Annotated in this window: 11 protein-coding genes; 10 read left to right on the top strand and 1 reads right to left on the bottom strand. The window is 67.7% G+C overall.

Going from position 1 to position 10,870, the window contains the following annotated elements; all coding sequences use genetic code 11:
* On the bottom strand, window positions 1-758 hold a 758-nt coding region (locus tag AB7O82_RS32995; protein WP_428621282.1), incomplete at its 3' end, for a penicillin-binding protein activator.
* Between the two features lie 29 nt (window positions 759-787).
* On the opposite strand from AB7O82_RS32995, the gene rsmI reads away from it, so the two are divergent.
* From rsmI to AB7O82_RS32945, 10 genes are read left to right on the top strand one after another with little or no spacing between them, the layout of a single operon-like run.
* Window positions 788-1,699, top strand: a complete 912-nt coding sequence (gene rsmI / locus AB7O82_RS32990) for a 16S rRNA (cytidine(1402)-2'-O)-methyltransferase (protein ID WP_428549350.1) — start codon at window positions 788-790, stop codon at window positions 1,697-1,699.
* Window positions 1,696-2,067 (top strand): YraN family protein, encoded by a 372-nt coding sequence (locus tag AB7O82_RS32985; RefSeq protein ID WP_428549348.1) that lies wholly within the window; start codon window positions 1,696-1,698, stop codon window positions 2,065-2,067. The genes rsmI and AB7O82_RS32985 overlap by 4 nt, the downstream gene beginning before the upstream one ends.
* A gap of 17 nt (window positions 2,068-2,084) precedes the next feature.
* Window positions 2,085-2,927: a SirB1 family protein gene (locus tag AB7O82_RS32980; protein WP_428549346.1), complete on the top strand. Its 843-nt coding sequence runs from the start codon at window positions 2,085-2,087 to the stop codon at window positions 2,925-2,927.
* A 38-nt stretch (window positions 2,928-2,965) separates the two neighbouring features.
* Window positions 2,966-3,928 (top strand): glutathione synthase, encoded by a 963-nt coding sequence (gene gshB / locus AB7O82_RS32975; protein WP_428549344.1) that lies wholly within the window; start codon window positions 2,966-2,968, stop codon window positions 3,926-3,928.
* Window positions 3,925-4,476 carry an ankyrin repeat domain-containing protein gene (locus AB7O82_RS32970; RefSeq protein WP_428549342.1) on the top strand — a complete coding sequence of 184 codons (552 nt, stop codon included), beginning with the start codon at window positions 3,925-3,927 and terminating at the stop codon, window positions 4,474-4,476. Before gshB ends, AB7O82_RS32970 begins: the two co-directional genes overlap by 4 nt.
* Window positions 4,476-4,934, top strand: a complete 459-nt coding sequence (gene arfB / locus AB7O82_RS32965; protein WP_428549340.1) for an alternative ribosome rescue aminoacyl-tRNA hydrolase ArfB — start codon at window positions 4,476-4,478, stop codon at window positions 4,932-4,934. The genes AB7O82_RS32970 and arfB overlap by 1 nt, the downstream gene beginning before the upstream one ends.
* A gap of 14 nt (window positions 4,935-4,948) precedes the next feature.
* Window positions 4,949-6,352: a class II fumarate hydratase gene (gene fumC, locus AB7O82_RS32960; protein ID WP_428621280.1), complete on the top strand. Its 1,404-nt coding sequence runs from the start codon at window positions 4,949-4,951 to the stop codon at window positions 6,350-6,352.
* A 43-nt stretch (window positions 6,353-6,395) separates the two neighbouring features.
* Window positions 6,396-8,492, top strand: a complete 2,097-nt coding sequence (locus AB7O82_RS32955; RefSeq protein WP_428549336.1) for a hydantoinase/oxoprolinase family protein — start codon at window positions 6,396-6,398, stop codon at window positions 8,490-8,492.
* Window positions 8,489-10,243, top strand: a complete 1,755-nt coding sequence (locus AB7O82_RS32950; RefSeq protein WP_428621279.1) for a hydantoinase B/oxoprolinase family protein — start codon at window positions 8,489-8,491, stop codon at window positions 10,241-10,243. The genes AB7O82_RS32955 and AB7O82_RS32950 overlap by 4 nt, the downstream gene beginning before the upstream one ends.
* A gap of 48 nt (window positions 10,244-10,291) precedes the next feature.
* Entirely contained in the window at window positions 10,292-10,804 is a 513-nt protein-coding gene (locus AB7O82_RS32945) for a cupin domain-containing protein (protein ID WP_428621278.1), read from the top strand.
* Window positions 10,805-10,870: the final 66 nt, after the last annotated feature.

The following is a 10,870-nucleotide window of genomic DNA, read 5'->3' as shown; positions in this document are numbered from 1 at the left end:
GCGAGGGACGCCAGTGCCGACGACAAGCGCGGCGGGGCCACCGGCACCAGCACGGCGAGCTTGCCGTCGTCGCCCTGCAGCGCGCCGGCGAGGCGCCGGGCGGCGGCGGTGAGATCGAGGCTGTTGGGATCGTAGAGCTCGGTCGCCACCACCCGGGCGCCGCGTGCCGTGGCCTGGCTTTCCAGGGTGCGCACCATGTGCTCGCCGTAGGATGTCTGCGGCGCGAAGGCGGCGAAGCGGCGGATGCCGTTGTCGACCGAATAGTTGACGACGCGGCGGACCTGCGGCGGGGCGGCGATGCCCATGATCCAGACGCCGCGCCGGGCCACCGACTCGTCGTTGGAGAAGGAGATGACGTTGGCGCCGCCCTGGTCGACCAGCGGCGCCAGGGCGGCGGCCGACTGGCCGAACAGCGGACCGAGGACCAGCGCCACGCCGTCGGTGCGCGCCTTGCGGTAGGCTTCCATCGCCGTGTCGGCGCTCTCGCCGGAATCGTAGGCGGCCAGCGCCAGCTCCTTGGCGCCGGTGTCGAACAGGGCCATCTCGGCGGCCTGCTGCATCGACTGCCCGACCGGCGCTGCCCGGCCGGTGAGCGGCAGCAGCAGGGCGATGCGGGTCTTGCCGGAGGCGGTGACCGGCGAGCCGGCAGCCGGGCCGGTGGTCGTGGGTCGGGGCGGTGCCGTGCTAGTCTGGGTCTGCTGCGCGCAGGCGCCCAGCAGGAGGACAAGGGCGGCAAGCGCGAAAAACGATTGGCGCATCGGCGCGAAACTCCGGCGATCGGCTGACGATGAACGGGACGAACGGGGACGTGGACGAACGGGCACAAGCTAGCGATGGGCAGGCGCGGCGTAAACCGCCGCTGGCGCCGGGTTTGCACATCGTCGCAACCCCGATCGGCAATCTGCGCGATATCACGCTGCGCGCTCTCGATGTCCTGCACGGGGCTGACCTGATCGCCTGCGAGGACACGCGCGTGTTTGCCAAGCTCGCCAGCCATTACGGGATTGCCGCACCGATCGTGGCTTACAGCGACGCCACCCAGGACGACGCCGAGCCGCGGCTGCTGCGCGCCCTGGCCGCCGGCAAGCGCGTCGCCCTGGTCTCCGACGCCGGCATGCCGTTGATCTCCGATCCCGGCTACCGTCTGGTGCGGGCAGCCCTTGCCGGTGGCCATTTCGTGACGGCCGCGCCCGGCGCGTCGGCTCTGCCGACGGCGCTCGCGCTGTCCGGCCTGCCGACCGACCGGTTTTACTTCGGCGGGTTCCTGCCGGCCCGGGAGGGTGAGCGCCGCCGCGCCATCGCCGCCGCCGGCAGCGTGCCGTCGACCCTGGTGTTCTTCGAGGCGCCGCATCGGCTCGGCCCCTCGCTGGCCGACCTTGCCGAATTGCTGGGGCCGCGGCCCGCGGCGATCGCCCGCGAGCTCACCAAGCTGTTCGAGGAGGTGCGGCGCGGCCCGCTCGACGAGCTGGCCAGGCACTATGCCGGCCATCCCAACGTCAAGGGCGAGATCGCGATCGTGATCGGGCCGCCCGAGCCGGCGGCGGCGCCCCGGCCCGGGGCGGTCGACGAGGCCCTGCGATTGGCGATGGCTGGTGCGTCGGTCAAGGATGCGGCGGCGGAGGTCGCGGCGCGCTATGGTTTGCAGCGCCGCGAGGTCTATGCCCGGGCGCTCGAACTGAAACGAGGGATGACGGCATGACAATCCAGGCGCGTCAGCGGGCTCATCGGCTGGGTCGGGTCGCCGAGATGTGCGCGGTCTGGCGCCTGCGACTGGCCGGCTACTCGATCCTGGCGCGGCGCTACAAGACCAAGCTGGGCGAAATCGACATCGTCGCCCGCCGCGGCGGTGTCCTGGCCTTCGTCGAGGTCAAGGCGCGCCGCGACGTCACGATTGCCGCCGACGCGCTGGGCAGCCGCCAGTTCGGCCGCGTGGCGCGCGCCGCCAGCCTGTTCGTCGCCCGCCATCCTTACTATGCCGCCCACTCGGTGCGCTTCGACGCCGTCCTGGTCTCGAGATTCTGGCCGCGCCACCTGCCCGACGTCTGGCAGGCACCCGAGCGATGGTGAGACGGTAATGGTGAGACGTGGCGGATGATCGCGCTCTCGAAGCCAGGCTCGACCGCCTGCGCGATCTCTGTGCCGGCGACGGCCGGCAGCTCGACGTGCTCGAGGCCGGGCTGGCACTGAGCGCGGCGCGCAGCGAGGAAACGCTCGATCTCGTGCCGTTTCGCCAGCATGCCGCGGCGATGGTGTCCGATCTCGCCGACCTGGTGCGCCGGCGCGGCGCCTCGCCCGAGGCGCTGGCCGAGATCATCGCCCGCTCCTACGCCTATCGCGGCGACGCCGAGTCCTACGACGACCTGCAGAACGCCGACCTCGTGCGCGTCATGGAGCGGCGCAAGGGCCTGCCTGTCGCGCTCTCGATCCTCTACCTCCATGTGGCGCGGGCGCAGGGCTGGGTCGCCGAGGGGCTGGGCTTCCCCGGCCACTTCCTGATCCGCATCGGCATCGATGGCGCGCGCCATGTCGTCGATCCGTTCCACGACGGCGTCGTGCGCGATGCCGCCGATCTGCGCGACCTGCTGCGCAAGGTGCTGGGCCAGGAGGCCGAGCTGCAGCCTCAGTACTTCGACCCCGTGTCGGACCGCGACGTGCTGCTGCGGCTGGAGAACAACATCAGGCTGCGGCTTGCCAGGAAGGCCGACTGGCAAGGCGCGGCCCAGTCGCTCGAGCGCATGCTGGCGATCGCCCCCGACCGCCCGGAGCTGCTTTTCGAGGCCGGCCAGCTCCATGCCCGCCTCGACAAGCGCCGTGCCGCCATCGCCGCCTTCCAGCGATTCCTCGATCTGGAGGGCGGCGGAGGCGACCCGGCCCTGCGCCAGCATGCAACGGCCCTGTTGCAGGAGCTGCGTCGCGGCCTTAACTGACCGCAACAGACCTCGCAATTCCAGTCCAGGACCCGCCCATGAAGCTCAGTGTCGCCATCCAGATGGATCACGTCTCGACCATTGACATCGACGGCGATTCGACCTTCGTGCTCGGTCTCGAGGCCGAAAGGCGCGGCTACACGGTGTGGCACTACACTCCGCCCGACCTCAGCTTCCGCGACCGCAAGGTGACGGCGCGCGCCCAGCCGATGACGCTCAGGCGCGAGAAGGGCAATCACTTCACCCTGGGCGCGCCCGAAATGCTCGACCTGTCGACCGTCGACATCGTGCTGCTGCGCCAGGATCCGCCGTTCGACATGTCCTACATCACCACGACGCACATTCTGGAGCACATCCATCCCCGGACGTTCGTGGTCAACGATCCGGCGAGCGTGCGCAACGCGCCCGAGAAGCTGTTCGTCACGCACTTCGACAACGTGATGCCGCCGACCCTGATCAGCGCCGACGTACGCGCCATCCGCGCCTTCTGGGACGAGCACCAGGACATCATCCTGAAGCCGCTGTTCGGCAACGGCGGCGCCGGTGTGTTCCGCGTCCGGCCGGACGACGAGAACTTCAATTCGCTGCTGGAGATGTTCTCGCAGCGCAGCCGCGAGCCCCTGATTGCCCAGCGCTACCTGCCGGAGGTTCGCAAGGGCGACAAGCGCATCATCCTGATCGACGGCAAGGCGGTCGGCGCGATCGACCGCGTGCCGGCGCCGGGCGAGGCGCGCTCGAACATGCATGTCGGCGGCGTTGCCATCAAGGCCAGCCTCAGCAAGCGCGACATCGAGCTCTGCGAGACGATCGGGCCCGAGCTCGCCAGGCGCGGCCTGCTGTTCGTCGGCATCGATGTGATCGGCGACTATCTCACCGAGATCAACGTCACGTCGCCGACCGGGCTGCAGCAGATCAACCGCTTCGACGGTGTATCGCTGGAGGCGCAGATCTGGGATCGCATCGAGGTCCGCTTCCAGGAATCCCGTGGGAGGAAGACATGATCCGACGAAACCTCATTGCCTCGTTGCTGGCCGTGCCGGCTGTGTCCGTTTCGGCGCAGGATTTCCTCAGCCTGAAGCCGATCGTCAAGGCGGTGCGCGACGGCGACGAGGACAAGGTCCGGTCGGCCCTGCTCAAGGGCGAGAGTCCGAACCAGATCGACAGCAGCGGACAGCCGCTGCTGGTCGTCGCGGTGATGGCGGGCAACGTCGCCGTGGTCGAGACGCTGCTGAAAGGCGGCGCCGTTCCCGACTCGGTCGATCGCGAGGGCTATACGCCGCTGCATCGCGCCGCCGAGCGCGGCGACGTCGACATCATGGAGATGCTGCTGCGGCGCAATGCCAGGACGGGGGCGCAGACCCGGCAGGGGGCGACGGCGCTGATCATCGCCTCGCGGCTGGGCTTTGCCGAAGTCGTGCGCGCGCTGCTCGACAGGAAGGCCGATCCCAACATCGCCGACTTCACAGGCCGCCGGGCACTCACCTATGCCCGGCAGGCCGGGCGGGCGCCGATCGAGGCGATGCTGCGCAAGGCTGGCGGGCGGGAGTGATGGCGGCGGTCGGCGAAAGCTCGCGTCGTGCCGCGCCGATCCGCATCACCAGCACGCTCGCCCTCGATCCCGACGAGATCGAGGAGACGTTCGTGCGCGCTGCCGGACCGGGCGGCCAGCACGTCAACACGACGTCGACCGCGGTGCAGCTGCGCTTCGATGTGCGCCATTCGCCGTCGCTGCCCGACGACGTGCGCCAGCGGCTGGAGCGTCTGGCGGGGCGGCGGCTGACACGAAGCGGCGTGCTGGTCCTGGTCGCCCAGAGCGAGCGCAGCCAGCTGCGCAACCGCGAGGAGGCGCTGGCCCGGCTGGTCGCGCTGGTGCGCGCCGCCGCCCGTCCGCCGATCCCGCGCAAGAAGACCAGGCCCACCAAGGCCAGCAAGCGCCGGCGCCTCGACGAGAAGAAGCGGCACGGCGCCCTGAAGTCGCTGCGCGGCGCGCGGCCGGCGATGGATTGAACAAGGAGGTCCGTGTGGCAGACTTTCGCAAGGAGACCGACAGTCTCGGTGAGGTGAACGTCCGGTCCGACAAGCTGTGGGGCGCCCAGACTCAGCGCTCGCTCGAGCATTTCAGCATCGGCAAGGACCTGATCCCGCGCGAGATGATCGGCGCCTATGCCCTCCTGAAGAAAGCCTGCGCCAACGCCAACCATGCCGGCAAGCGGCTCGATGCCACGGCGCACGACCTGATCGTCAAGGCGTGCGACGAGATCCTGGCCGGCCAGCATCACGACATGTTCCCGTTGCACGTCTGGATGACGGGCAGCGGCACGCAGTTCAACATGAACGTCAACGAGGTGATCTCCAATCGCTGCTGCCAGCTCGCCGGCACGCCGGTCGGCTCGAAGAAGCCGGTCCATCCCAACGACCACGTCAACATGTCCCAGTCGTCGAACGATTCGTTCCCGTCGGCGATGTACATCGCCGCTGCGGTCGGCGTCGCGGAGCGGCTGCTGCCGGCGGTCGGCGCGCTGCACGACGCGATCGCCGCCAAGGCCAAGGCGTGGGACGACATCGTCAAGATCGGCCGCACCCACATGCAGGACGCCACGCCGATCACGCTCGGCCAGGAATGGTCGGGCTATGCCGGCATGCTGGCCGATAATCTCGAGCGCCTGAAGGACTCGCTCAAGGGAGCTTACCAGCTGGCGCTGGGCGGCACCGCGGTCGGCACCGGCATCAACGCCGCCCCGGGCTTCGCCGAGGCGGCGGCGGCGGAGATCGCGCGGCTCACCGGCCTGCCGTTCGTGAGCGCGCCCAACAAGTTCACCGTACAGGGCGCACACGATGCGCTGGTCCAGCTTTCCGGTACCCTGCGCACGCTCGCGGTGTCGCTCTACAAGATCGCCAATGACATCCGCCTGATGTCGTGCGGGCCGCGCGCCGGCTTCGCCGAGCTCGAGATTCCGGAGAACGAGCCCGGCTCGTCGATCATGCCGGGCAAGGTCAACCCGACGCAGTGCGAGGCGCTCACCATGATCGCGACCCAGGTGATGGCCAACGACGTCGCGGTCGGGGTGGGCGGCGCCGGCGGCTATCTCGAGATGAACGTCTACAAGCCGCTGATCATCTACAACATCGCCCATTCGATCGCGCTGATGACCGATGGCTGCACCAACTTCCGCAAGTTCCTGGTCGAGGGTACGAAGCCCAACCTCAGGAAGATCAAGGAATACGTCGACCGCTCGCTGATGCTGGTGACGGCGCTCGCGCCGGTGATCGGCTACGACAAGGCCTCGAAGATCGCCCATCACGCCATGGACAAGGACCTGACGCTGAAGCAGGCGGCGCTGGAACTGGGCTACATCGGCGAGGCCGATTTCGACCGCATCGTCGACCCGACGAAGATGGTGAGGCCGTACGTGGCGAGCGAGTAGGATTGCCAATGACGGCGATTGAACGGGCAAGGGTACCAGTTTCATGACGTGGCGGATCGGGGTCGATATCGGGGGTACATTCACGGACGTCGCCGTGGTGGACGACGCGAGCGGTCGTATCGGCGCCGCCAAGACGCTGACGACACCGCGTGATTTCGTGTCCGGGGTGCTCGAGGCCCTTGGATCCGCGATGCGGGTCTATGGCATCGCGCCGGCCGACGTCGGGTTGCTCTGCCATGCCACGACGGTCGTCACCAATGCGCTGCTCGAGGAAAAGGGCGCTCGTATCGGCCTTGTCGCGACCCGTGGCTTTCGCGATGTCCTGGAATTGCGACGGTCCTCGCGCGGCGATCTCTATGACCTTTTCCAGGACCCTCCGGCAACGTTGACGCCGCGCCGGCGACGGTTCGAGATCACGGAACGCATCGGCGCCGACGGGCAGATCGTGACGCCGCTTGCAGAAGCGGAAATCGACGGGCTGATCGCCGATCTCAAGGCGGAGCGCGTGGAATCGATCGCGGTCTCGCTGCTGTTCAGCTTCCTCAATCCGACCCATGAGCAGAGCCTGGGCCGGCGGCTGCGTGGGGCGTTCCCGGATATTCCTGTCTATCTCTCGTCCGAGGTGCTGCCGGAGATCCGCGAGTTCGAGCGCACCAGCACGACCGCCGTCTGCGCCTATGTCGGGCCCATCCTCGGTTCCTATCTGGCGAAGCTCGAGGCAGCGACAAGACAGAGGGGATTGCCGGCGCTCTACCTGATGGGCTCGAACGGTGGCGTGTTCGAAGCGCCCGAGGGCGTCGCCATGCCGGCGATGGCGGTGGAGTCCGGCCCGGCGGCCGGCGTCGTCGGTGCGGCCCTGGTTGCACGCCAGACCGGCAAGCTGGACCTCCTGTCGTTCGACATGGGCGGCACCACCGCGAAGGCCAGCCTGATTCGTGATGGAAAGTACGAGACCACGCCGGAGTACGAGGTTGGCGGCGGATCCAACGTGACGCGGTTCATGAACGGCGCCGGGCATCCGATCCGCGTGCCGGTGATCGATCTCGCCGAGGTTTCCGCGGGCGGCGGCTCGATCGCCTGGGTCGATCGCGCCGGTGCCCTGCGTGTGGGCCCGAAAAGTGCGGGGGCCGAGCCCGGCCCCGTCTGCTACGGCCGTGGCGGCACGGAACCGACCGTGACCGACTGCAACCTGATGCTGGGCTATCTCGGCCAGCACTCGTTGCTTGCCGGCACCATGGCGCTGGATCTCGAGGCAGCCGCGGCCGCTATCGAGAAGCGGCTCGCGATTCCGCTCGGCGTGGACGTGCAGACGGCCGCCGCCGCCGTCATCGATATCGTCAACCATGCCATGGCGGAAGCGTTGAAGATCGTCTCGGTGCAACGCGGCCACGATCCCCGCGACTTCGCCCTGGCTGCCTTCGGCGGGGCCGGCCCGCTGCACGCAGCGGCTCTCGCCGAGGAACTGGGCATTGCATCAGTCGTTTGTCCGCCAATCCCGGGAGCGTTCTCGGCTTTGGGCCTCGTCGGCACGGACTTGCGGCGTGACTACGTGCGCACCGTCTACACCACGACGGCGACCGCCGACCCGTCCGTTCTCGAGGCGGCGTTCGGCGCCATGGAGGCTGAAGGCGGTGCCATGCTCGAGCGGGCCGGCATCGACGCCGCTCGCCGCCGCTTCGATCGCTCTGTCGATGCGCGTTATGCCGGCCAATCGTATGAATTGAACGTGCCCGTCGCAGGCGGCGCCGTCGATGCCGCCGCGATCGGCGGAATTGCCGAGGCCTTTCACCGCCATCACGCGAAAACCTATGGACACGACAACCGCGCCGAGCCTGTCCAGTTCGTCAGCCTGCGTCTGGCCGCGATCGGAGTCATTCCGCCGCTGACCATTCGCCAGCAACCGGCCGTGGCCGGCACGCCGTCTGCGAAGCCGTCGCGCGAAGTCTGGTTTCGCAGTACCGGCGCGATCACGGCCGAAGTGCACGATCGTGCACGCATTGCGGAGGGGGCTGTCGTCGACGGCCCGGCCGTGGTCGAGAGCCTCGAATCGACCATCCTGATCCCGCCCGGCTGGCAGGCGCGCATGGATGGCGACGGATTCATCCTGATGGCGCGGACAAAGCAGGGAGCAGCACAATGAACAACCCCGCGACGCCAATGGGCGCACGCCGAAAGGATCCAGCAGCCTTCGAGATCGCGAAGAACGCCCTCTTCAAGATCGCCGAGGAGATGCGTGTCATCCTCTGCAAGACCGCCTACTCGCCGATCCTGAAATCAGCCGGCGATTTCTCCTGTGGGGTATTCGATGCCGAGGGCGCCATGGTGGCCCAGGGGATTGATCTTCCGATCCATCTGGGCTCCATGCCCGATGCCGTCCGTGCCATCGTTTCTGCCTTTGGCAGCGACGTGCACGATGGGGACGTCTTCATCCACAACGACCCGTATTTCGGCGGCAGCCATCTGCCCGACGTCAACGTCATCCGTCCGGCCTTCCACGATGGATTCCTGCTCGGTTACACGTGCCTGAGGGCGCACTGGCCTGATGTCGGCTCCGCGACGCCCGGCAGCTATGGCGCGGTGACCGAGATCTACGGCGAGGGTTTGCGATTGCCTCCGCTTCGCCTCGTCGCCAAGGGCGTCATGAATTCCGACCTCGAGAAGCTGATCCTGGCGAACGTCCGGACGCCCGCCGAGCGGCGCGGCGATCTCGGCGCCCAGCTGGCGGCGACGCTTCGTGGGGTTCAACGGCTGCAGGAACTGGCACGACGTTACGGCGCGCGCGAACTCATCGAGACGATGGCGGAGGTCATGGACTACTCCGAGCGCCTGATGCGCGTCGCCCTTCTCGACCTGCCCGATGGCGAGGGCACGTTCGAGGATTTCTGTGACGGCGATGGCATTGCCGACGATGCGGACGGCAACGACTCCCGGTTCCGCGTGCGCATGCACATCAAGAAAACCGGTGACCGGCTGGTTGTCGATTTCGCGGGCAGCGATCCGCAGGTGAAGGGTCCGATGAACGCCCCGCTGTCGGTGACCGCATCGGGCGTCTACTGCGGCCTGAAGATGGCGGTGGACCCCGGCAGCCTGATTCCGCCGAACTCCGGTTGCTGGCGCGCGATTTCCGTCGTGGCGCCGGAGGCCTCGGTGGTCAACGCGGCGTTTCCCGCGCCCGTCGTCTACGCCAACCACGAGATGTCGCATCGCGTCGCCGACATGGTGATGGGCGCACTTGCCGCGATCTGGCCGGATCGTGTCATGGCCTGCAGTCAGGGGACGTCCGCGGTTGTCACGTTCGGTGGCGTCGATCCGCGCTCGGGCGCGCGCTACGTCTCCTACGAAACGATCAAGGGGGGCTTCGGCGCGCGCCCCAACAAGGATGGCATCAACACGATCGCCAGCGGCATCTCGAACACGATGAATACGCCTATCGAGGTTCTCGAGATGGCATTCCCGCTGCGGGTCGAACGTTATGCCGTGAACCCGGACTCCGGGGGTGCGGGACAGTATCGCGGCGGCTGCGGCGCCGTCCGCAGGTGGCGCCTGCTGCCGGGAGCAGATGCCGTGGGCTCGCTCTGCATGGAGCGGATGACATCGCCGCCGTTCGGGCTGATGGGAGGCCAGGCCGGTGCCGCTGCCGTCGTCACCTTGACCACGCCTGATGGCAAATCGCGCAACCTTCCTTGCAAGGGGGCATTCCAGGCGCCGGCGGGCTCCGTGATCGATATGATCACGCCAGGCTCCGGCGGCTTTGGCGTACCGGCCAAACGTGCGTCCGCCGCCATCGGCCGGGACCTGCTTGATGGCTACGTGACCTCCAGCGGGGCGACACGTGACTATGGCGTCGGCGATCCGGGTGAGCTTTTGGCGCTCGCAAGGACGGAAGACTGAGATCTGCGAGACGGGAACAAACAACCGCGTCGTTGCAGGGAGGTTTCGATGAGCATCGCACTGGAAATGACGACGCCGGTCGCGGGTCGGGCGCAACTCCGGCTGCCGCTCCTTCTCGCCGCGGCGACCATTTGCGCAGTCGTGAGCGCGCGATCCTTGCCCTTGAAAATGGACGCGATTTCGGAGCTTCCCCTCCCGATATGCGCTTCTGATGCCTCGGGCGGCTCATCGCTCAACAAGGTGGAGGTGATCAGCTCGCACGCGTTACCGGATATACCGGGCAAGAGAGTAACCATTGTCCGGGTGACATACGGACCGGGCGGCTTTACGCCGCCGCACCGTCACGCCGGCACGGTCACGGCTTACATCACCAAAGGGCAGATCAGATCACAACTCAAAGGTGGTCCGGTGGAGATATTCGATGTCGGTCAGTCGTTCTTTGAACCGCCAGGGGCAATCCATCTCGTATCCGCCAACGCGAGCAACACCGACTGGGCCGAATTGATTGCCGTTTTCGTCGCTGACGAAGGTGCACAATTGACAACCCTCATCGCGCCTTGAAGCGACGGAGGCCTTAGAGCTTGATCTGAAGCACCAATGTATGACCTCACCCTGAGGAGCGGCCGC

The organism is Reyranella sp., from assembly GCF_050185545.1.
Classification (GTDB): Bacteria; Pseudomonadota; Alphaproteobacteria; order Reyranellales; family Reyranellaceae; genus Reyranella.
Note: the sequence above shows the minus strand (reverse complement) of the source record. Positions and strands in the feature narration are given on the sequence as shown.

What these genes read in the sequence shown, in the direction of transcription:
- rsmI (WP_428549350.1), top strand. Translation starts at nt 788, where the DNA reads ATGAACGGGACGAACGGGGACGTGGACGAACGGGCACAAGCTAGCGAT.
- AB7O82_RS32985 (WP_428549348.1), top strand. Translation starts at nt 1,696, where the DNA reads ATGACAATCCAGGCGCGTCAGCGGGCTCATCGGCTGGGTCGGGTCGCC.
- gshB (WP_428549344.1), top strand. Translation starts at nt 2,966, where the DNA reads ATGAAGCTCAGTGTCGCCATCCAGATGGATCACGTCTCGACCATTGAC.
- AB7O82_RS32970 (WP_428549342.1), top strand. Translation starts at nt 3,925, where the DNA reads ATGATCCGACGAAACCTCATTGCCTCGTTGCTGGCCGTGCCGGCTGTG.
- arfB (WP_428549340.1), top strand. Translation starts at nt 4,476, where the DNA reads ATGGCGGCGGTCGGCGAAAGCTCGCGTCGTGCCGCGCCGATCCGCATC.
- AB7O82_RS32955 (WP_428549336.1), top strand. Translation starts at nt 6,396, where the DNA reads ATGACGTGGCGGATCGGGGTCGATATCGGGGGTACATTCACGGACGTC.
- AB7O82_RS32950 (WP_428621279.1), top strand. Translation starts at nt 8,489, where the DNA reads ATGAACAACCCCGCGACGCCAATGGGCGCACGCCGAAAGGATCCAGCA.
- AB7O82_RS32945 (WP_428621278.1), top strand. Translation starts at nt 10,292, where the DNA reads ATGAGCATCGCACTGGAAATGACGACGCCGGTCGCGGGTCGGGCGCAA.